This is a genomic window from Pseudomonadota bacterium (assembly GCA_037200975.1).
Classification (GTDB): domain Bacteria; phylum Pseudomonadota; class Gammaproteobacteria; order Steroidobacterales; family Steroidobacteraceae; genus CADEED01.
Genome location: JBBCGI010000001.1, coordinates 1,276,112 through 1,296,529 on the forward strand (window position 1 = coordinate 1,276,112; position 20,418 = coordinate 1,296,529).

Consider the following 20,418-nt stretch of genomic DNA (forward strand, 5'->3'; position numbering starts at 1 on the left):
GCGCCGGATAGCGGAGTTTTCAGTTCAACAGGTTCTGCAGCTGCGTGATTTTTCTGGGAAATCCCGGGTGGGCGTGTCAGTGCCGCAGGTCATGGCTGTACCTCGATGTGATCTCCCGGCCCAGCTCGGTGGGGGTCGGCGTTCGACTGCCGTTGATCGCCGGGCCCGCCCTTCGGGACTTCATCGTCCAGTATCGCCGCGCCCTGGCGCTCGAGGTCTTCGTATTGTCCGGAGTCCACCGCCCAGAACAGCGCCCAGATGGCGCCGCCGAACACGGCGAGCCCGAGCAGGACCAGTAGATAGGAAATGCTCACGCCGCCCGCTCCGCGCCCGCGAGCCGCCGCGCGTTGAGCACCACGCCGAGCGAGGACAGCGACATGCCGAGCGCCGCCAGCCACGGAGGGATCAGGCCGCAGGCAGCGAGCGGCACGGTCGCGAGGTTGTAGCCCAGCGCCCAGGCCAGGTTCTGACGGATCACGCGTAACGTGCGGCGCGCGGTGGCAACCGCCAGCGGCAGCGAGGCCAGCGATTCGTGCAGCAGCAACAGGTCCGCCGCGGCCTGCGCGATCGCCGAGCCCTGCCCCATCGCGCAGGAGACATCCGCAGCGGCGAGCACCGGCCCATCGTTGATGCCGTCGCCGATCATGAACACGCGGTGCCCGCCGGCGCGCAGCTCCTGCAGCAGCGCGGTCTTGTCGAGCGGCGAGAGCCGGGCGCGCGCCCGTTTGATGCCAAGCAGACGCGCCGCCTGCTGCACGGTTGCGTCGCTGTCACCGCTGGCGATCATCACGTCGAGCCCCTGCATTCGCAGCGCCTGAACCGCGTCGCGCGCCTCGGGCCGCAACGGCGCGCCGACTTCGAATGCCGCCGCGATCCCGGCATCTGCGCCGAGGTACACGGCACTGTCGGCTTCGCGCCGGCGCACGAGTGGCAGTAGATTGCCCGCGCGGCCGATCGCCTCGACGAAGTCGCGCCGGCCGAGCCGCCAGCATCGGCCGGCGACACTCCCTTCGATGCCTTCACCGGCGAACTCCTGCACTCCCCCGGCGCGCACCGCAGCCACCGCATGCGGCGCAAATGCCGCCGCGAGCGGATGCGCGCTGTCGCGCTCGAGCGCCGCGGCGATGGCCAGCACGTCTTCGCGCCCCTGCCCGCCCAGTAGTTTGACCTCGTTGATCGCCGCGGCGCCACTGGTCAGCGTGCCGGTCTTGTCGAGCACCACGGTATCGACGTGCGCCAGCCGCTCGAGCGCATCCACGCGCGTGACCAGCAAACCGAGACGTGACAACCGCAGCGTCGCCGCCGCCAGCGCGGCCGGCGTCGCGAGCGACAGCGCGCAAGGGCACGTGACGACCAGCACCGCGAGTACCGCCGGGAACACCATGCGCGGGTCGAGCCAGAACCAGGCGAGCGCCGTCAGCACCGCCAGCACGAGAATCGACGCCACGAACCACGACGCGGCGCGATCCGCCAGGCGCGCGATGGCCGGGCGTTCGGCCTGCGCGCGCTCGAGCAGCGCGACGATCGACGCCAGCGTCGATTGCGCCACGCCCGCCGTCGCGACCAGCACCAGCGCCGCGCCGAGGTTCACGCTGCCGCCGCGGATAAGCTCGCCCGCACGGCGGCGCGCCGCGGCCGCTTCTCCCGTGATCAGAGACTCATCGAGCAAGGCGCCTTGCGCGGAGGCGTCCGCGGCGAGATTCGAATCGACCGCGACGACCGCGCCCTTCGGTACGCTGAAACGATCGCCCGGTACCAGTTCGTCGGCCTTGACCTTGCGCCGGCTGCCGTCCGCGTCGATGCGCGTGACCTCGGCGGGCAGGCTGCGCGCCAGCGCTTCCGCCGACGACAGGCTGCGATGGCGGATGCTCATCTCGACGAACCGGCCCGCCGACAGGAAGAACACGAACATGCCCACCGAATCGAAATACACCTCGCCACTGGCGCGCAGGGTGTTGAACACACTCGGCAGCCAGGCGAGCAACAGCGCGAAGGCCACCGGCACGTCCATGCCGAGCCGGCGATTGCGCAGGTCGCGCCACGCGCCGGAAAGGAACGGCGCACCGCTGTAGAACAACACCGGCGTCACGATCACCATGCCGGCGACGCGCATGAGCTGCGCCATCGACGCGTCGATGTCGGTCGCGCCATACAACGCGGTCAGGTACATCATCGCCTGCATCATGCCGAGCGAGGCGAGACCGAAGCGCTTGAGCGCCGCGCGATGTTCGTTGCGGTAGTCGGCGCTGGCGGCGGAGCCGGCGAGCGGCGTCGGTCTGAAACCGGCGCCCTCCACCGCCGCCAGGATCTGCGCAAGGCTCGTGCCCAGACGCGCCTGCCAATCCACCGAGACGCGCGCGGTCGCCGCGTTGACGCGCACCGCATCGATGCCCGGCAGCGCATTCACGGCCTTTTCGATACTGCTAACGCAGCCGGCGCAGTGGATTCCCTCGGCGATGAACACCACGTGTTCGTGGGCGCCCGCATCGCGCGACCAGCGCGCGTGCAGCGCGTCCGCGCTCACGATTTGCCGTCCGGATCGCGCGCGCGCAGCGCCAGCGACTCGAGGTTGCCGGTGGCGACGGCGCGCACGCTCCACGCGCCGGAATCGTCGTCGAGCGCCACGCGCCAGTTGCCGGTAGCTATTGGCGGACAGGCCGCGTGATATTCGTCAGGTGCCACGCGCATGAGGCGCAGGTGGCGATCCAGGCCCGCGTCGGCGCCGTTGGTCAACAGCAGGTTGAGCGCCGCCGGCTCGAGCGGCACATTGCGCACGGTCGCGCGGCATCGTCCATCGCGCGTATCGAGATCGATCTCGATGCCGAGCGCCGCCGCGTGGCGTGCCCGCGCGAAATCCTGGTCGAGCCGCGCGCCCTCCCAGTGATAACTTTCCGGCAGCGGGCGGTCGCCGCTGCGCAGCGCGATGAACAGCGTCGCGAAACCCGCGACCACCGCCGAACCGGGCAGCAGCCACATGAGCCAGTAGACAGGGTTGGTCAGACGTCGATCGGCCTGCGCGGTTTTCATGTTCATCTCGTCGGCGCGAGGAAACGCGCACGCGTGGTCGTGTGAATCTTCGCATCGTCGAGCGAAGTCAATTCGAAGTCGATCGTTTCCGCGCCGAGCGGCTCGTAAGTGGCGCGTCGCACGCGCACCGCGATCGAATACACCTCACCACTCGGTACCGAATATTCGCGCCCGGCCGGAAGCAATGTGAGCGGCGACCCGCCGCGCGCGGTCAATGCGAAGCGCTGGGCGCGCTCGGTCTTGTTGAGGATGCGGATGGTGTACACGTTGTCGACGTTGCCGTCGTCGCGCAGCTGATACAGCGACTTGCGGTCGCGGATCACGTCGAGTGCGACCGGGTTGCGCAGCGCCAGGGCGGTGCCGAAGCCGGCGGCGAGGACTGCGAGCAACACGCCATATATAAGAGTGCGCGGACGCAGCAGCCGCGTCGGCGCGTGATCGAGCGCGTGCTGGGTCGTGTAACGGATGAGGCCGCGCGGCGAGCCCATCTTGTCCATGACGTCATCGCAGACGTCGATGCAGGCGGCGCAGGCGATGCACTCGATCTGCAGGCCCTTGCGGATGTCGATGCCGGTCGGGCACACCTGCACGCACAGCGTGCAGTCGATGCAATCGCCCTTGCCTTGCGCACGCGCGTCGGTGCCACGCTTGCGGGCACCGCGCGGCTCGCCGCGCTCCGTGTCGTAGGTGATGACCAGCGTGTCGCGGTCGAACATCGCGCCCTGGAAACGCGCGTACGGACACATGTACTTGCAGACCTGCTCGCGCAGGTACCCGGCATTGCCGTAGGTCGCGAAGCCGTAGAACAGCACCCAGAAGGTTTCCCACCGGCCGACGTCGAACGCCAGCACTTCCGCGCCCAGCGTGCGAATCGGCGTGAAGAAGCCGACGAATGTAAAGCCGGTCCACAGCGCGAATGCGATCCAGAGAAACTGCTTGAGCGATTTGCGCGCGAGCTTGCGCATGCTCCACGGCGCGCGATCGAGCTTGAGACGCGCACCGCGATCGCCCTCCGCGAACTGCTCGAGCCACAGGAAGGTCTCCGTCCACACCGTCTGCGGACAGGCATAGCCGCACCACAGCCGGCCCCACACGGCGGTTACGAAGAACAGCAGCAACGCCGCGATCACCAGCAGCCAGGTGAGAAAGATGAAATCCTGCGGCCAGAACACCAGGCCGAGGATGAAGAACTTGCGCGCCGGGAGGTCGAACAACACCGCCTGCCGCTCGCCCCAGGAGATCCACGGCAATAGATAGAACAACCCGAGCAGCACCCACACCGACAATACGCGCAGGCGCGCGAAGCGCCCGTTTACTTCGCGCGGATACACCTTCTGGTGCGCGTAGTAGGACTCGCTGATCACCTTGAGCTGCGCGTTCATCGGCGGCCCACGCGCCGGCCATGCGCGAGATACCAGGCAAGTCCGGCGGCCGTCATGCCCACGCACCAGAAAAAGAAGAAGCCGATGGCGTAGACGTGCATACGCGTGCTCCACCACACAGGTGGCGCTCCCTCGGCGAACGCGCCCGGATCGACGAACGCAAAACACACCATGGTCCCGGCGGCCGCTGACAGGAAGGAGCTCCAGGCAACGACTCCGCCGACACGCCACGCGATACGGCGCGCACGGGCGCGGTTAACGCGCGGCGGACTCACTATTCACCTGTGCCGCCTGGGCGGGCGGCGCGCTCAATGACAACACGTACGCCGCGAGCAGTTTCACGCGCGTTTCGCCAAGCCTGGCGGCGTGCGGCGGCATGGCGCCGCTGCGTCCTTTCGCAATGGAATCGCGCACGGTGGCGAGCGCGCCGCCGTGCAGCCAGATTCCGTCGGTCAGATTGGGCGTGCCCATCGCGACATTGCCCTTGCCATCCGCGCCGTGGCAGGCGGCGCACATCTGCGCGAAGATCGTCTTGCCGGCGGCGAGATCGCCGGCTTCGAGCTTGCGTCCCTGCAGGCTGAACACGTAGTCGAGCACGTTCTCGACGCCACTCGATCCGAGCGCGTCGCCCCACGCGGGCATGACACCATTGCGTCCAGCGGAGATGGTCGCGACGACCGTGTCGGGATCGCCGCCCCACAACCAGTCATGATCGGTGAGATTCGGGAAACCAGGAGTGCCGCCGCCATCCGACCCATGACAGGCGGCGCAGTTGTGGAGGAACAGATTGCGGCCGATGCCGAGCGCGGCCGGGTCGTTCATGAGCTGCGGCAGGTCGGCTTTCGCAAACCGCGACAGCGTCTTCTCGATGCGCAGCGCATTCGCGGCCGCATCCGCTGCGTGTTCACCATGCGAGGTCCAGGCGAGCGTGCCCTGCCAGCTGCCGAGCCCGGGATACAACGCGAGGTAACAACCGCCGAAGGCGACGGTGACGATGAACAGCCACAGCCACCACCGCGGCAGCGGATTGTTCAGTTCCTGCAGGTCGCCATCCCAGGTGTGGCCGGTGGTGAGGGAGCCCGGCACGCTCTCGCCATGCGAACGGCGCGTCCACCACAAAAGCCACAGGGCGCCGGCGATGTTCGCCACCGTCAGCGCGATGATGAACAGGCTGTGCGCGCGCGTCATGATCCGCTCTGCTCCTCGTCTTCGAGCGGCAGGCGCGCCGCAGCGTCGAAGGCCTGGCGCCGCGACTTGCCGAATGCCCAGACGACCAGCCAGACGAACAGCCCGAGCAGCACCGCGGTCACGAGGCCGCGAAACATTCCGATATCCATCGTCACTCCCGGGTTCTCACCAGTTCGCCGCGGCGGTGCCGAGGCCTTGTAGATAGGCAATCAGCGCGTCCATTTCGGTCTTGTCGCGCACGGCATCGGCCGCCGCCGCGATCTGCACATCCGTGTACGGGACGCCGACCCTGCGCAGCGCGCGCATTTTTCCGGCTGTGCCATCCGCATCCACCCGGGCCTCGGCGAGCCACGCATACGCCGGCATGTTCGATTCGGGCACGACGTCGCGCGGATTCGTCAGGTGCGCGCGATGCCATTCATCGCTGTAGCGCGCGCCGACGCGCGCGAGGTCCGGACCGGTGCGCTTCGAGCCGAACTGGAACGGATGGTCGTAGACGCTCTCGCCGGCCAGCGAGTAGTGTCCGTATCGCTCGGTCTCGGCGCGCAGCGGGCGGATCATCTGCGAATGGCAGTTGTAACAGCCCTCGCGGATGTAAATGTCGCGCCCCTCGAGTGCGAGCGCCGCATAAGGCTCGATGCCCGGCGCGGGCGTGGACGTTTCACTCGACAGGAACAGCGGCACGATCTCCACCAAGCCGCCGATGCTGATGACGAGCGCGATCCACACGCCGAGCCAGGAGACCTTCTTCTCGACCGTCTCGTGGCTGAATTGCACGGGTTTCATACGGGCTCCGGAATCGCCACGGCGGGCACGCGGGACTGGCTGCCGGCTGTCTTCCAGGCGTTGTAGGCCATCAGGAACATGCCCGACAGCACCATGACACCGCCTAACAAACGCACCGCGTAGTAAGGATAGGTGGCGTTCAGGGCTTCGACGAACGAGTAGGTCAGCGAGCCATCATCGTTCGTGGCGCGCCACATGAGGCCCTGCATGACGCCCGCGATCCACATCGCCGCGACGTACAGCACCACGCCGATGGTCGTGCTCCAGAAGTGCCAGTCGATGAGCCGCGTGCTCCACATCTCCTTCTTGCCGACGAGTTTCGGCCACATGGAGTAGATGCAGGCGATGGTGATCATCGCCACCCAGCCGAGCGCGCCGGAGTGCACGTGACCGATGGTCCAGTCGGTGTAGTGAGACAGCGCGTTGACCGTCTTGATCGACATCATCGGACCCTCGAACGTCGACATGCCGTAGAACGACAGCGCGACGACCATGAACTTGAGGATCGGATCCGTGCGCAGCTTGTGCCAGGCGCCCGACAGCGTCATGAGGCCGTTGATCATGCCGCCCCAGGACGGCGCGAGCAGGATCAGCGAGAACACCATGCCCAGCGACTGCGCCCAGTCGGGCAGCGTGGTGTAGTGCAGGTGATGCGGGCCGGCCCACATGTAGATGGAGATGAGCGCCCAGAAATGCACGATCGACAGGCGGTACGAGTAGACAGGCCGGCCGGCCTGCTTGGGCACGAAGTAATACATCATGCCGAGGAAACCCGCCGTCAGGAAAAAGCCCACCGCATTGTGCCCGTACCACCACTGCACCATCGCGTCGACGGTGCCGGCGTAGATGGAATACGACTTCGTCATCGACACCGGGATCTCGGCGCTGTTGACGATGTGCAGCACCGCGACTGTGATGATGAACGCGGCGAAAAACCAGTTCGCGACGTAGATGTGCGAAACGCGGCGCTTGACCAGCGTGCCCAGGAACACGACGGCGTACGTGACCCACACCACTGCGATGAGGATGTCGATGGGCCATTCGAGCTCCGCGTACTCCTTGCCGCTCGTCATGCCGGCCGGCAGCGTGATCGCGGCGAGCACGATGACCGCCTGCCATCCCCAGAACGTGAATGCGGCAAGTTTGTCGCCGCCGAACAGCCCCACGTGACAGGTGCGTTGCACGATGTAATAGGAAGTGGCGAACAGCGCACAGCCGCCGAACGCGAATATCACCGCGTTGGTGTGCAGCGGCCGCAGGCGGCCGTAGGAAAGCCACGGGCCGAGATTGAGATCGGGCCAGATGAGCTGCGCGGCGATCACCGCGCCGACCGCCATGCCGACGATCCCCCACACGATGGTCATCACGGCGAATTGCCGGATGGCCTTGTCGTTGTAGGTAGGCGCGCCGGGAGCAGCCGCGGCGACGGGAGAATTCATGGCGGACCACGCGTGTTGTCAGGACTGTGGAATTTTCAGCGCGTTGCGCACGCGAAAAAATACGCGCGACTACGCACGCGCCGCGGCGCGGATACGTAGCACTACGGATGCGAGCTGCGGTGAGTCTTCGAAGCGTGTTTCGTCAATGCAAGCATGCCGAGTGCCGCGAAGGCGGCGAGCGCGATCTCCAGCAGCAATGTCAGGCCGACCGGCAACGCCTGCGCACAGAGCATGATCCCCACCGGCATGGCGATGAAACAGCCGGCATGTGCGGCGAGGCACTCATCGACGCTGCCGCCGCGATGCCGCGCGGAAAACGCGAGCAGCTGTACGAGCAGTGCGCCCAGCAAGGCGCCGGCGACGGCGTTCGGCAGCAGTTGCAGCGTGAAGCTGATCACGGCGGCAAAGGAATATCCGGCAGTGCGGCAGGCACCAAGCCAGATCGTGAAACCCTGGCGAAGGTGCTCGTCGATGAGGCCCCCGAGCACCGCGCCGGCCGGAGAAATCGCGGCGAGTGCTGCCAGGCGTGCGCCGCGCGAACTGTTGCTCATGCATGAATTTTCGTCCGGCACGTGCGGGCGGCAAATCCGTAGCGTTGCGTACGCGTAGGGAATGCCCCGTATGCCCGCGCCGCCGCCGCCGCGCGAGGATGCGGCGATGACGCCCGCGACTTGCGCCCTTGTTCCGACGGTGCAATCCTCGTCCGCCCACGCCCATGACGAGTTCGCTTCCATGCTGACTTCCTCGCTCGTGCGCGGCGTGCTCGATGCATTGCCGGACGCCATGGTGATCATCGACCCCTCGGGCAACATCCTCTTCGCGAACGCGCAGGTCGAAGCATTGTTCGGTTTCCCGAGCGCCGACATCGTCGGCGGACCCGTGGAAGTGTTGTTGCCGGAGCGCTTCCGTCACCGGCACGTGGGGCATCGGACGAACTACACCGGCAATGTGCGGGTCCGCCCCATGGGCGCGGGCCTCGACCTGTTCGCAACCCGCAAGGACGGCAGCGAGTTTCCGGTGGAGATCAGCCTGAGTCCGCTCAGGATGGGTGAGGAAACCATGGTGGCCGCGGCCATCCGCGACGTCAGCGAACGCAAACGCGTCGAGCAGGCGCTGACCGAAGCACGCCGCGACGCCGAACACGCGAACCTCGCCAAGAGCCGCTTTCTAGCCACGGCCAGCCACGATCTGCGCCAGCCCCTGCAGACGCTCGGCCTCCTCACAGGCGCGTTGCGGCGCATGGTCACCGACGCAGATTCGCGCGACGTGGTCGAACAGCAGGAACAGGCGGTCGACGCCATGTCGCGCCTCATCAACGCGTTGCTCGACATCAGCAAGCTCGAATCCGGCGCCATCAAACTGGAGCCGACCGACTTCGAGCTCGCACCGCTGTTCGAGGAGCTGCGGCGCGAGTTCGCGAGCGTCGCCGCGAGCAAGGGGCTGCGCTTCGCGACGGATTCGCCCCACGAGCGCACGCATTCGGATCCGGCGCTCATCGGCCAGGTGCTGCGCAACCTCGTCTCCAACGCCCTCAAGTACACGCATTCGGGCTCGATCGAGCTGCGCAGCGAGCGCACGGGGTCGAAGCTGCGCGTCGAAGTCCGCGACACCGGCGTCGGTATCGCGGCCGACCAGCTGCCGCACATATTCGAGGAGTTCTATCAGATCGGGGTATCACCCAACAGCTCGCGGCAGGGCTACGGCCTCGGCCTGTCGATCGTGCAGCGCATCGCCAAACTACTCGATCTGAACGTGCACGTACGCTCGACGCCCGGGCAGGGATCGGTATTCACGTTCGAATTGCCGGTGGCGCAGCACTCACCGGCATCGACGCCGGCAAGCGGCGAATCCACAACCGGCGACGTGGAAGCCAGCGGCGCATTCAGGCTGCTGCTGGTGGAAGACGAACCCGGCGTGCGTAATGCCATGCGCATGTTGTTCAAAATCGAGGGATTTCACGTCACCGCCGTCGCTGGCGCCGCCGAGGCGCTGGCCCTGCTCCAGGAGCACCCCGATTTCGATCTGCTCGTCACGGATTTTCATCTCGAAGCGGAACGGACCGGCACCGAGGTGATTTCCGCTGCCCGCGCCGTGCTCGGCCATTCGATGAAGGCCATTCTCGTGACGGGCGACACATCGTCGGTGGTGCGCGAGCTGCAGGCCGACGCCAACCTGCGCATCGCGAGCAAACCGGTCAATTCAAAGGAGTTGCTCTCGCTCGTCAGGTCGCTGCTCGCCGAGTGAGAACGCGGCGCGCGCGGCCTTGAGCTCGCGCAGCGGCGCGTTGACGAGCAGCACGTCGCCTTCCGTGGCATCGGCCATCTGGCTCGTGGTCGTGCCGAACAGCGCCTTGCGGGCCGGTTGATGCGAGCGCGCTCCCAGCACGAGCACGTCGTAGCGTCGTGCCGTGGCGATTGCGGGAAGTGTCGATTCGGGCATGCCGTCGTACAGCTCGATGCGTTCGCAACCGACGTGGAATTCACGCACCAGCCGCGCCAGCTTGACTGCGCGCGCCATGCGCACGCGCTCGTCGACCCGTTCCCGCTCGCTGTAGAGGATGTCCATCTGCGCGCCGCAGCCGAGCGCGATGAAACCCGCCGTCTGCAGGATGGCGCGCGCCTGCTCCGCCGATGCGTCGTCTGCCACGTCCACCGCAGCGGCAAAACGCGCGGGATTCGACCAGGCCCTGTGCCGCAGCAGCAGCACGGGAGACAGACTTTCGCTGGTGAGGCGGAAGTCGCTTTCGCCCAGCGTCCAGCGCCGCAGCGGATGCGAGCCGCAGGCCGCCTTCATGATCAGGTCCGGATGTGTGGCGAGCGCATGCCGCAGCACCGCTTCGTGCAGCGGACCGGCGCCGCGCGGCATGCTCGACAGCGTGACTTCGTCGTAGTGCAGCGTGGAGCACAGCGTCGCAAAGGCCTGCGCATGCAGGGATTCGTGCAGCAGCAGCTCGATGTGCGCGCCGAAGCGGCGCGCCAGCGCCACCGCCTTCTCGAGCAGGACGGCACCGTCTTCGACTTTGTCGGCGACCGCCAGGATTCGCGTGAGCTTCTCCATGCTCAGCTTTCCGCTGCGGCGCGCAGCGGACCGCGGGTGGCTGTCGATGGATCGTCGCTGGAGTCGAGCATGGCGGCAGCGTGGCAGCCAGCCGCGGGCGATTACATTCGCCCGCCTACTTACAGCATCAGGAATACTGCGTATGAGGAAGGGACTCGCCATCGGTCATTCCATCGCGTGCGCGCACGGCGGTACTATCGAGGCCAAGGAGATCGAAGTTTCATGAACGACGACGCAGCGACCGTCATGGTGGTGGACGATGACGCCGGCGTGCGCAACGCCATGCGTGTATTGCTCAAGTCGGTCGGATTGAACAGCACCTTGTTTGCGTCGGCGCGGGAATTCCTGGCGTCCTATCAACCTTCCCAGCAGGGTTGCCTGGTGCTCGATATCCGCATGCCGGGCATGAGCGGGCTCGAATTGCAGCAGCAGCTCAACCTGCGCGGCGCCGTCATCCCGGTGATCTTCATGTCCGGCCACGCGGACATCCCGATGGCCGTCGAGGCCATGCAGCACGGCGCCTTCGATTTCCTGCAGAAGCCGTTCCGCGACCAGGACCTGCTGGATCGCATCCAGCGGGCGATCACCAAACACGCCGAGCTGCGCAAGTCGCTCGGAGAGCACGCGCGGATCAAGGCCCATCTCGGCGAGCTGACGCCGCGCGAACGCGAGGTGCTGGATCTGCTCACGCAGGGACTGCAGAACAAGGCCATCGCGCAGAAACTGTCGGTCAGTCCGCGTACCGTCGAAATTCACCGCGCGCGCGTCATGGAAAAGATGGATGCGCATTCCGTCGCAGAGCTCGTGCGCATGATGATGGATCTCGATCACGCCGCCGCGCGGTGAGGTAGTCAGGGCTGCAGAGGTTCGCCGCTCTGCCAGCCGATGCGGGACAGATAGTCCGCGAGCGCGCGTACCTGCTCGAAGTCGAGCGGCGCGATGCGCTGCGAATGCAGCCGCGGCAATGCGGGGCGGCGGCCATCCACCGCGTCGTACATCTGCCGCATCAGGTAGCCATAGTGCTGGCCGGCAAGGCGCGGCACGCTGCGCTGCGCATTTCCTTCGGCCGCGGCGCCGTGGCAAGACGCGCACTGGTCCGCGTACAGCTGGCTCCCCAGCGCAGCGAATTCCCCGCTGCCGATGCCGCGCGTTCCCGGCCGCGTCAGTTTGCTCACGTACGCGGCGACGTCGGCGATGTCCTGTGGGCCGGCGAGATGGTGCTGCTCGGCCGCGCCCTCCATGCGGAAATCCCAGCGTTTGCCGGAGCGGAAATCCACCAGTTGTTTGACGAGTACGCGGAAGTGCTGCCCCGCGATGCGCGGCGTAGATCCGTCCGATTGCCCGCCCCCGTCGGCGCCATGGCACGAGGCGCAATGATCGAACAGCGCCTCACCGTTGGCTGCGTCGGGGGTCGCGCGCAACGCGCCTGCGAGCTCCCGTTGCGCCGTGGACGCGGCGCAAGCAAGGACAGGCAACAACAGGGCAAGGTACGCGCTCAGGGCGAAAGTTTTCATGGGTATCTCCTCCGTGGAGGCTTTTAGCAAGCGGCGCGGGGCAGTCATATACGTGGTAGACCGCATGTCGTCCGCAAATCCCACGGCTCCTTTCGCAGCGCCAGTGTAATAGTGTTCACTCGCTCGCCGCGGCACCGCCCCGGCGCGTCGAGGAGCCAAAATGCACCCGTCGAGAAACGTCACGTCGTCGAGGGGCCGCTGATCCATGCGCGTGCTCGCCATCAATTGCGGCAGTTCGTCGATCAAGTGCGCCGTGGTAGACAGCGGTTCGGCCGCGAACGGTTTCGGCCTTCGCATCGAGGACATCGGCCGCGACTCGGCGGCGCTGGTCATCGGCGATGTGCGCCGCGCACTGTCGGCGCAGCTCGATATCGCCGCCGCGATCGATACCGCACTCGCGGAGCTGCAGCAGCGCTGGATGGATTTCGGCCGGATCGACGCCGTCGTACACCGGGTCGTGCACGGCGGTGAACTCTTCACGGCGCCGACCCTGGTCGACGATGAAATGCTCGCGCAGCTCACCGCGCTCGAACGGCTGGCGCCACTGCACAATCCGCCGGCGATCCTGGCAATCCGGCGCGCGCGCGCGTTGTTCGCCAATGTCCCGCAGATCGCGGTGTTCGACACGGCCTTCCACGGCACGCTGCCGCGCCGCGCACGCGAGTACGCGCTGCCCGCGGAGCTGCGTGCGCGCTTCGGCATCCGCCGCTTCGGCTTCCACGGGATCAGCCATGGCGACGTCGGCACGCGCGTGGCCGCGCATCTGTCGCGGCAGCCGCAAGAGATGCGCGTGATCTCCTGCCATCTCGGCAGCGGCGCCAGCGTCGCGGCGATCGAATACGGTCGCAGCGTCGAGACCAGCATGGGCATGACCCCACTCGAGGGCCTCGTGATGGGAAGCCGTGCTGGCGACCTGGACCCCGGCATCGTGCTCGAACTTTCGCGCGAGTTTCCACGCGCCGATCTCGAGCAGTTGCTCAACAGGCGCGCGGGACTCACCGGCCTCGCGGGCACCGATGATCTGCGTGAAATCGAGCGGCGCGCTGGCGAAGGGGATGAAGAGTGCCGGCTCGCGATCGGTCTCTACACGCACCGCATCCGCAAATACCTGGGCGCGTACGCGGCAGTGATGGGCGGCGTCGATGCGATCGCCTTCACGGGCGGTGTCGGCGAACACAGCGCGCTCGTCCGGCACCGTTGCATGCAGCGCATGGGTTTTCTCGGCGCGGTGCTCGACGAAGCACACAATCGCGACGCGCGCATCGATGCGCACCGGCCCATCCTCGACATTGCGCGCCACGATTCGCAGGTTCGCATCCTGGTCGTGCGTGCGAACGAAGAAGCGGCGATGGCTGCCGCCGCCGCGCAGCTCCTGACCTCACTGCCGCGGCCCGCGGTGAACCTGCGCATTCCGATCGCCGTGTCCGCGCGACACGCGCACCTGACGCAGGCGAGCCTGGACCGGCTGTTCGGGCCGGGTTACGTGTTGCAACCGAAAACTGCGTTGTCCCAGACCGGGCAGTTCTCCGCGCAGGAGACCGTCCGCGTGATCGGTCCGCGCGGCGCGCTGCCGCACGTGCGCCTGATGGGCCCGCCGCGTGCGCATGACCAGGTGGAAGTCTCGCGCAGCGACGAATTCATTCTCGGGATCGACGCCCCGGTGCGGATATCGGGCGATCTCGCCAATTCACCCGGCGCGACTCTCGAAGGGCCACACGGCACCATCACGCTTTCGCAGGGCGTGATCTGCGCGCGCCGACACATCCACATGAACCCGGCCGATGCGCAGCGGTTCGGAATCGCCGACTGCGACTCCGTCTCGGTGCGCATCGACAGCGACGGCCGCGACCTGCGATTCGACGACGTGAGCGTGCGCGTATCTCCGGCGTTCACGCTGGAATTGCATCTCGATACGGACGAAGCGAATGCGGCCGGCGTGCAACCCGGCTCGACGGCCGAGCTGATCCCCGCCCGGCGATAGTCCCACCAGGACCCGAACACCAGGATGAACCAGATGCCCCAGACAGCCGCGCTCACGCCCGAAGAACTGCACCGGATCGATGCCTGGTGGCGCGCGGCCAACTATCTATCCGTCGGGCAGATATTTCTCTTCGACAATCCGCTGTTGCGGCGACCGCTCGCGCCGACGGACGTCAAACGCATGCTGCTCGGACACTGGGGCACGACGCCGGGGCAGAACTTCATCTACGCGCACCTCAACCATGCGATCAACAAACACGCGCTCGACATGATCTATGTCTCCGGGCCCGGGCACGGCGGGCCCGCGATGGTGGCCAACACCTACCTGGAAGGCACCTACAGCGAGATCTATCCAGAGATCGGGCAGGACGAGGACGGCTTGCGCAAACTCTGCCGGCAGTTCTCCTTTCCGGGCGGCATTCCGAGTCATGTATCGCCCGAATGCCCCGGCTCGATTCACGAAGGCGGCGAGCTCGGCTATTCGCTGAGCCACGCCTTCGGTGCGGTGTTCGACAATCCCGATCTCATCGTCGCCTGCGTCGTGGGTGATGGCGAGGCGGAGACCGGACCGCTGGCGACGGCCTGGCATTCCAACAAGTTTCTCGACCCGGTCGGCGATGGAGCGGTGCTGCCCATCCTGCACTTGAACGGCTACAAGATAGCCAACCCCACCTTGTTGGCCCGCATCGGCCGCGAGGAGCTCGAGCAGCTGCTGTGCGGCTATGGATGGACGCCGTATTTCGTGAGCGGCCACGAAGCGGCGCCGATGCACCAGGCGATGTCCGCCGCGCTCGAAACGGCGCTCGGGCAGATACGCCGCATCCAGCACAACGCGCGCAGCGGCAACGATGCAACGCGGCCTCATTGGCCGATGATCGTGCTCGAATCACCGAAGGGCTGGACCGGCCCCAAGGTCGTGGACGGCAACCAGGTCGAGGGCACGTTCCGCGCGCACCAGGTGCCGCTGCATCCGGACGCGCATCCGGAACATCTGCAATTGCTCGAGGACTGGCTGCGCAGCTACCGGCCCGAAGAGTTGTTCGACGCCGGCGGCCGACTCGCGCCCGACATCGCCGCGTTGTCGCCGCGCGGCGCGCGTCGCATGGGAGCGAATCCGCACGCCAATGGCGGCCAGTTGCTGCGCGACCTTGCGATGCCGGACTTCCGCGACTACGCCTTCGAAGTGAAGACGCCGGGGGTTTCAGGCCCGGGCGACACGCGCATCCTGGCGCCATTCCTGCGGGACGTGATGCGGCTCAACCAGCAGCAGCGCAATTTTCGCGTGTTCGGGCCGGACGAGACGGTGTCGAACGGGCTCGGCGCATTGTTCGATGCGACCGACCGCCAATGGGAGGCCCAGACCGGCGTGGGTGACGAACACCTCGCGCGTTCCGGCCGCGTGCTCGACTCCATGCTGAGCGAACATCAATGCGAAGGCTGGCTCGAGGGCTACCTGCTGACCGGACGGCACGGCCTGTTCAACTGCTACGAGGCCTTCATCCACGTCATCGATTCGATGTTCAACCAGCACGCCAAGTGGCTCAAGGTCACGGCGCATCTGCCGTGGCGCCACCGGCTCGCCTCGCTCAACTACCTGCTCGCCTCACATGTCTGGCGCCAGGACCACAACGGCTTCTCGCACCAGGACCCCGGCTTCATCGATCACGTCGTGAACAAGAAGGCGGACGTCGTGCGGGTCTATCTACCGCCCGACGGCAACTGCCTTTTGTCAGTGATGGACCACTGCCTGCGCAGCCGCCACTACGTGAACGTGGTCATCGCGGGCAAACACCCGGCGCCGCAGTGGCTGCCCATGGACGCCGCCGCTGCGCACTGCGCGGCGGGCATCGGCACATGGCATTGGGCGAGCAACGATGCCGGCTCAGCGCCCGACGTCGTGATGGCCTGCTGCGGCGATGTACCCACGCTCGAGACGCTGGCCGCCGTGTCGATCCTCCGGGAGCATTTGCCGGAGGTCAAAGTGCGCGTGGTCAATGTGGTCGATCTGATGCGGCTCCAGCCGCACTCGGCGCACCCCCACGGACTCAACGACTTCGACTTCGATTCGCTGTTCACCGCCTCGGTGCCGGTGATATTCGCCTTTCACGGGTATCCGGCCCTGATCCACCGGCTGACGTACCGGCGCACGAATCACGACAACATCCACGTGCGCGGTTACATGGAGGAAGGCACCATCACCACGCCTTTCGACATGACGGTGATGAACGAGCTCGATCGTTTTCACCTCGTGATCAGCGCCATCGACCGTCTGCCGCGTACCGGCGACCGCGGCATCGCACTGCAGGAAAAGCTGCACGACAAACTTCGCGAGCACCATGGATACATCCGGGAGCACGGCGAGGACATGCCCGAGATCCGCAACTGGCGCTGGAACGCGGCGCCGGGCAGCACCCATACGTAACATCCCCGACGTCTTAGGCGTTGCTACGCATCGCACCGCGGACGCGCGGCGGACATCATCTTTCGCAGGTCAAGGCGACCCGGAGAGCCGACATGAGCACCTTTCGACGGATCCTGTTCGCGGTGAAGAACCCCGACTCGCGGCGGCAGCGCGGCATCGACAAGGCCATACGCATCGCGAGGAAGCTCGGCGCGTCGATCGAACTCTTCCATGCGATCTCCACGCCCGTGTTCCTCGATTTGCAGCCGCTCACGCAGACATCGCTCGGCGAGCTCAAACGCGAGGCGCTGGAGTTGCGGCGCCGCCGGCTCGAAGCGCATGTCGCGCGCGCGAACACGCGCGGCGTCGAGGTGACCTGCAAGGTCGAATGGGACTATCCACCGCACGAAGCCATCGTCCGCCGCGCCGACCACAGCGGTGCCGACCTCATCATCGCCGAATGCCACGAGGGACGTCGTCTCGCCCCCTGGCTCATGCATCTCACCGACTGGGAGCTGCTGCGGACCAGCGCGCTGCCGGTATTGTTGCTGCGAAATACCAATGTCTACAGCCGGCCGCGAATTCTCGCCGCGGTCGATCCGGCCCACGCGCACGCAAAGCCGGCGCGCCTCGATACGGAAATCGTCTCCCGCGGTAAAGATCTGGCCACGGGACTGGGCGGTTCGTTGCACGCCATGCATGCCTGTTATCCCGCGTTCGTCGGGCTCACGCTCGGAGACCCGGGCATAGATGCCGTGACGCTGGCGGAAACCTACGAGCAGCAGAAGCGCAACGACCGCGCGGACTTCAAGGCCTTCGCTGATGACGCGAAAATTCCGCGCGGGCGCCGCCACGAAATCGACGGCGATCCCGTGTACGCCATTCCCAAACTGGCCCGCAAGCTGCGCGCGCAGGTCGTCGTGATGGGTGCGGTGTCGCGCTCGGGACTCAAACGGGTCTTCATCGGCAATACCGCCGAGCGCGTGTTGAGCGCCCTTCCCTGCGACATCTTCGTCGTCAAGCCACCGCGCTTTGAAAGCCGTGTCAACGGGAAGTCTCGCGGCATGCGAGTCGTCGTGCCTGCTCCGCTGATGCCGCTGCCATGAGTAGCTCGGCCGAACATCGGTGGGGCCAGCGCGTACCGGCCAACGTTGCAGTGGTGATCACGCGCGACGGCTGCGTGCGCGGCGTCGGACGCGTGAGCGATGTCAGCCTGAGCGGCGCGCTGCTCACCACGGCGCTCGAGGTCCCGGTGCACGCCGACATCAGCGTCTCGCTGCCGGGAGAAAACGCGGAGCCGCGCGAGATCCCGGCCTGCGTGGTCCGGTCGCAGTCCGGAAGCCTGGCCATCGAGTGGCGCGACATGGCGTCGCCACAGGTCATGGCATTCATTCGAGGCATCGCGCCGGACGGCGCCGGGCTCGAGACGCGCGATCCCTGCGCCGCATGAGGCACGCAATCGCGGTTGGTTGGCCGGCGGTCTCTGGGGTAGGCTCGCAACACGAGACCTTCCCATCCGCCAGCCGTGGCCAGTGGCCACAATGAGATCACATGCAGCCGGCCTCAGGCGCCTACGGCGATGGCCTCGCGAAATACTTTCGTGCCGACTCGAGCGCACACCTCGTCACCATCGCGCCGCGAAAGCCGAAGCTCGCCGTAACCCGCATCCGGCGCGACACGCCGGGCCACGGCCTGACATCCGCCCTGCCGCCGGAGTCCGCGTTCTCCGTCCTGCTGCAGCTGCGGGATTCACCCAAGCGCGAGCTGTTCATCGGCGGGCGTTCGGTCTATCGCGGCGGTTATGCCGCACGGACCACCAGCATCGTCGATCTCGAGCAGGAGCCGACCGCGCATCTGGATAGCCCGTTCGACGTGCTGCATTTCTACGTGTCGCGCGCGGCGCTCAACGAGATCTCCAACGAACACGGCGCGCCGCGCATCGCCACGCTCACCTGCGAGCGCGGGGTGTTCGATCCCACCGTGTGGCATCTGGGTGCCGCGCTGCTGCCCGCGCTCGAACGTCCCGATGAAATCGGGGCGATGTACGCCGACCACCTGCTGGTGGCGACCCACACCTATTTCGCGGTCGCCTTCGGCGGCATGCGGGTACCGGCGCACGGCCGGCGCGGTGGACTCGCGCCCTGGCAGGTGCGCTGCGCCACCGATCTCATGATCGCGCGGCTCGGCGAGGACATTTCGCTGGCCGAGCCGGCCGCGGCCTGTGGGTTGTCGTCAAACTACTTCGCGCGTGCGTTCAAACGCAGCGTGGGAACACCACCGCATCGCTGGTTGCTGCTGCAACGGGTACTGCGCGCCAAGTCGTTGCTGCGCGATGCCGACCGCTCGCTGACCGACATCGCCGCCGCCTGCGGCTTCGCGGATCAAAGCCACTTCACGCGTGTATTCACCGGCATCGTCGGCGCCAGTCCCGGCGCCTGGCGCAAGCTGGTGCAATAGACGCCGCGGCGGTTTTCGCGAACCGCCGTCAGGAATCTCCAAGAACTCCCGGGTGCCGGCGGCGAGACTCGCGCCCGCATTCAGCATTCAGGGAGCAACTTCCGTGGCAACTCAATTCACCGTCCGCGTTTTCGCGTGGACCTGCGCAGCCTTGCTGCCGATCGCCGCACCGGCGCGCGCCGACAGCTTCGATTTTCCCGCCGGCTTCCGCACGCAGGAAATCGCCACCAATGGAACCACGTTGCACGTGCGCGTCGGCGGAACGGGACCGGCGGTGGTGCTCATCCACGGATACGGCGACACGGGCGACATGTGGGTGCCGCTGGCCGCCGCTCTGGCGAGTAAACACACCGTCGTCGTACCGGACCTGCGCGGCATGGGGCTTTCGGCGCTCGCTGCGGACGGCTTCACCAAGAAGAATCAGGCGGAAGACATCGCTGGCGTGCTCAGCGCGCTGCACATCGAACGTGCCGACGTCGTCGGCCACGACATCGGCAACATGGTCGCGTTCGCATTCGCCCAGGCTCATCAGGACCGCACGACACGGCTCGTGATGATGGACGCGCCGGTGCCGGGAATCGGGCCGTGGGACGAGATCCTCAAGAATCCCTTGCTGTGGCATTTCCGTTTCGGCGGTCCCGACATGGAACGGCTGGTCGCCGGCCGCGAGCGCATCTATCTCGACCGGTTCTGGAACGAATTCTCGGCCGACCCCGCGCATTTTCCGGAAGAATCGCGACGCCACTATGCGGCGCTGTACGCGCAGCCCGGCCGCATGCACGCGGGCTTCCGGCAGTTCGCGGCCTTCGATCAGGACGCGATCGACAACCGCGCGTCGGCGGCCGTCGGACGCTTGAAGATGCCGGTGCTCGCCATCGGCGGCGATCACTCCTTCGGCTCCACGATGGCGTTCGTGATGCGGTTCGCCGCCGACGACGTGCACGAGGCCGTGATCGCCAACTCCGGTCACTGGCTGATGGAAGAGCAAACGCAGGCGACCGTCGCGGCGATTCGCGCTTTCCTGGACCGCGGCGCCGCGCTGGCGGAAGCACGGCTGACGTCGGCGGAGGTCGATGCGCTGTCGCGCGATGGTGCCGGCGCGGGAACCTCGGGACTGAGCGGCGTGCAGACCACCGTCCTGTCGGGCGATCCGAATGCGCCCGGCCCGTACGCGTTCGAGATCCGCG

General features: G+C 66.8%; 19 protein-coding genes and 1 pseudogene. 8 read left to right on the forward strand and 12 right to left on the reverse strand.

Annotation, left to right across the window (positions count from 1 at the left end):
• Window positions 1-89: 89 nt before the first annotated feature.
• The 10 genes from ccoS to WDO72_05760 all read right to left on the reverse strand — a co-directional run bounded on the left by ccoS (window position 90) and on the right by WDO72_05760 (window position 8,373).
• On the reverse strand, window positions 90-314 hold the full coding sequence (ccoS, locus tag WDO72_05715; protein MEJ0085156.1) for a cbb3-type cytochrome oxidase assembly protein CcoS: 225 nt from the start codon (window positions 312-314) through the stop codon (window positions 90-92).
• Window positions 311-2,524, reverse strand: a complete 2,214-nt coding sequence (locus tag WDO72_05720) for a cation-translocating P-type ATPase (protein ID MEJ0085157.1) — start codon at window positions 2,522-2,524, stop codon at window positions 311-313. Before WDO72_05720 ends, ccoS begins: the two co-directional genes overlap by 4 nt.
• Complete coding sequence (locus WDO72_05725) at window positions 2,521-3,027, reverse strand: FixH family protein (protein MEJ0085158.1); 507 nt, start codon at window positions 3,025-3,027, stop codon at window positions 2,521-2,523. The genes WDO72_05720 and WDO72_05725 overlap by 4 nt, the downstream gene beginning before the upstream one ends.
• Window positions 3,028-3,029: 2 nt before the next feature.
• Window positions 3,030-4,409, reverse strand: a complete 1,380-nt coding sequence (gene ccoG, locus WDO72_05730) for a cytochrome c oxidase accessory protein CcoG (protein ID MEJ0085159.1) — start codon at window positions 4,407-4,409, stop codon at window positions 3,030-3,032.
• On the reverse strand, window positions 4,406-4,684 hold the full coding sequence (locus tag WDO72_05735; protein ID MEJ0085160.1) for a hypothetical protein: 279 nt from the start codon (window positions 4,682-4,684) through the stop codon (window positions 4,406-4,408). The genes ccoG and WDO72_05735 overlap by 4 nt, the downstream gene beginning before the upstream one ends.
• Window positions 4,665-5,597, reverse strand: a complete 933-nt coding sequence (ccoP, locus tag WDO72_05740) for a cytochrome-c oxidase, cbb3-type subunit III (GenBank protein MEJ0085161.1) — start codon at window positions 5,595-5,597, stop codon at window positions 4,665-4,667. Before ccoP ends, WDO72_05735 begins: the two co-directional genes overlap by 20 nt.
• Window positions 5,594-5,746, reverse strand: coding sequence for a cbb3-type cytochrome c oxidase subunit 3 (locus WDO72_05745; GenBank protein ID MEJ0085162.1), 153 nt, complete (start codon window positions 5,744-5,746; stop codon window positions 5,594-5,596). Before WDO72_05745 ends, ccoP begins: the two co-directional genes overlap by 4 nt.
• Before the next feature lie 16 nt (window positions 5,747-5,762).
• Window positions 5,763-6,374, reverse strand: a complete 612-nt coding sequence (ccoO, locus tag WDO72_05750; GenBank protein MEJ0085163.1) for a cytochrome-c oxidase, cbb3-type subunit II — start codon at window positions 6,372-6,374, stop codon at window positions 5,763-5,765.
• A gap of 5 nt (window positions 6,375-6,379) precedes the next feature.
• A complete protein-coding gene (gene ccoN, locus WDO72_05755) occupies window positions 6,380-7,822 on the reverse strand; it encodes a cytochrome-c oxidase, cbb3-type subunit I (GenBank protein MEJ0085164.1) in 1,443 nt (480 codons plus the stop codon).
• Window positions 7,823-7,923: 101 nt separating this feature from the next.
• Window positions 7,924-8,373 carry a hypothetical protein gene (locus WDO72_05760; protein ID MEJ0085165.1) on the reverse strand — a complete coding sequence of 150 codons (450 nt, stop codon included), beginning with the start codon at window positions 8,371-8,373 and terminating at the stop codon, window positions 7,924-7,926.
• Window positions 8,374-8,554: 181 nt separating this feature from the next.
• Here WDO72_05760 and WDO72_05765 point away from each other — a divergent pair, with 181 nt between their 5' ends.
• Window positions 8,555-10,066: an ATP-binding protein gene (locus WDO72_05765; protein MEJ0085166.1), complete on the forward strand. Its 1,512-nt coding sequence runs from the start codon at window positions 8,555-8,557 to the stop codon at window positions 10,064-10,066.
• Here WDO72_05765 and WDO72_05770 read toward each other — a convergent pair.
• The gene (locus WDO72_05770; GenBank protein ID MEJ0085167.1) at window positions 10,022-10,879 is read right to left on the reverse strand and encodes a universal stress protein; all 858 of its coding nucleotides are present in this window, start codon (window positions 10,877-10,879) and stop codon (window positions 10,022-10,024) included. The two genes, WDO72_05765 and WDO72_05770, sit on opposite strands and share 45 nt — an antisense overlap.
• 222 nt (window positions 10,880-11,101) lie before the next feature.
• Between WDO72_05770 and WDO72_05775 the strand changes: the two genes are divergently transcribed.
• Window positions 11,102-11,725: a response regulator gene (locus tag WDO72_05775; GenBank protein MEJ0085168.1), complete on the forward strand. Its 624-nt coding sequence runs from the start codon at window positions 11,102-11,104 to the stop codon at window positions 11,723-11,725.
• A gap of 5 nt (window positions 11,726-11,730) precedes the next feature.
• Here the strand turns inward: WDO72_05775 and WDO72_05780 are convergent, their stop codons facing one another.
• Window positions 11,731-12,393 (reverse strand): c-type cytochrome, encoded by a 663-nt coding sequence (locus tag WDO72_05780; protein MEJ0085169.1) that lies wholly within the window; start codon window positions 12,391-12,393, stop codon window positions 11,731-11,733.
• A 205-nt stretch (window positions 12,394-12,598) separates the two neighbouring features.
• Between WDO72_05780 and WDO72_05785 the strand changes: the two genes are divergently transcribed.
• From WDO72_05785 to WDO72_05810, 6 genes and pseudogenes are all read left to right on the forward strand, one after another.
• Window positions 12,599-14,374 carry an acetate/propionate family kinase gene (locus WDO72_05785; protein MEJ0085170.1) on the forward strand — a complete coding sequence of 592 codons (1,776 nt, stop codon included), beginning with the start codon at window positions 12,599-12,601 and terminating at the stop codon, window positions 14,372-14,374.
• A 24-nt stretch (window positions 14,375-14,398) separates the two neighbouring features.
• A complete protein-coding gene (locus WDO72_05790; protein ID MEJ0085171.1) occupies window positions 14,399-16,795 on the forward strand; it encodes a phosphoketolase family protein in 2,397 nt (798 codons plus the stop codon).
• 92 nt (window positions 16,796-16,887) lie between these two features.
• Window positions 16,888-17,880, forward strand: a complete 993-nt coding sequence (locus tag WDO72_05795; protein MEJ0085172.1) for a universal stress protein — start codon at window positions 16,888-16,890, stop codon at window positions 17,878-17,880.
• The gene (locus WDO72_05800) at window positions 17,877-18,224 is read left to right on the forward strand and encodes a PilZ domain-containing protein (protein MEJ0085173.1); all 348 of its coding nucleotides are present in this window, start codon (window positions 17,877-17,879) and stop codon (window positions 18,222-18,224) included. The genes WDO72_05795 and WDO72_05800 overlap by 4 nt, the downstream gene beginning before the upstream one ends.
• Before the next feature lie 101 nt (window positions 18,225-18,325).
• A complete protein-coding gene (locus tag WDO72_05805; protein MEJ0085174.1) occupies window positions 18,326-19,231 on the forward strand; it encodes an AraC family transcriptional regulator in 906 nt (301 codons plus the stop codon).
• 151 nt (window positions 19,232-19,382) lie between these two features.
• Window positions 19,383-20,261: pseudogene (locus WDO72_05810) on the forward strand (alpha/beta hydrolase).
• Window positions 20,262-20,418 lie beyond the last annotated feature (157 nt).

Excerpts from the sequence above, each read along its gene's own strand:
- WDO72_05785 (MEJ0085170.1), top strand. The coding sequence starts at position 12,599 with ATGCGCGTGCTCGCCATCAATTGCGGCAGTTCGTCGATCAAGTGCGCC.
- ccoP (MEJ0085161.1), bottom strand. The coding sequence starts at position 5,597 with ATGACGCGCGCGCACAGCCTGTTCATCATCGCGCTGACGGTGGCGAAC.
- WDO72_05795 (MEJ0085172.1), top strand. The coding sequence starts at position 16,888 with ATGAGCACCTTTCGACGGATCCTGTTCGCGGTGAAGAACCCCGACTCG.
- ccoG (MEJ0085159.1), bottom strand. The coding sequence starts at position 4,409 with ATGAACGCGCAGCTCAAGGTGATCAGCGAGTCCTACTACGCGCACCAG.
- WDO72_05725 (MEJ0085158.1), bottom strand. The coding sequence starts at position 3,027 with ATGAAAACCGCGCAGGCCGATCGACGTCTGACCAACCCTGTCTACTGG.
- WDO72_05765 (MEJ0085166.1), top strand. The coding sequence starts at position 8,555 with ATGCTGACTTCCTCGCTCGTGCGCGGCGTGCTCGATGCATTGCCGGAC.
- WDO72_05805 (MEJ0085174.1), top strand. The coding sequence starts at position 18,326 with ATGCAGCCGGCCTCAGGCGCCTACGGCGATGGCCTCGCGAAATACTTT.
- WDO72_05790 (MEJ0085171.1), top strand. The coding sequence starts at position 14,399 with ATGAACCAGATGCCCCAGACAGCCGCGCTCACGCCCGAAGAACTGCAC.
- WDO72_05780 (MEJ0085169.1), bottom strand. The coding sequence starts at position 12,393 with ATGAAAACTTTCGCCCTGAGCGCGTACCTTGCCCTGTTGTTGCCTGTC.
- ccoN (MEJ0085164.1), bottom strand. The coding sequence starts at position 7,822 with ATGAATTCTCCCGTCGCCGCGGCTGCTCCCGGCGCGCCTACCTACAAC.
- WDO72_05775 (MEJ0085168.1), top strand. The coding sequence starts at position 11,102 with ATGAACGACGACGCAGCGACCGTCATGGTGGTGGACGATGACGCCGGC.
- WDO72_05760 (MEJ0085165.1), bottom strand. The coding sequence starts at position 8,373 with ATGAGCAACAGTTCGCGCGGCGCACGCCTGGCAGCACTCGCCGCGATT.
- WDO72_05800 (MEJ0085173.1), top strand. The coding sequence starts at position 17,877 with ATGAGTAGCTCGGCCGAACATCGGTGGGGCCAGCGCGTACCGGCCAAC.
- WDO72_05770 (MEJ0085167.1), bottom strand. The coding sequence starts at position 10,879 with ATGGAGAAGCTCACGCGAATCCTGGCGGTCGCCGACAAAGTCGAAGAC.
- WDO72_05745 (MEJ0085162.1), bottom strand. The coding sequence starts at position 5,746 with ATGGATATCGGAATGTTTCGCGGCCTCGTGACCGCGGTGCTGCTCGGG.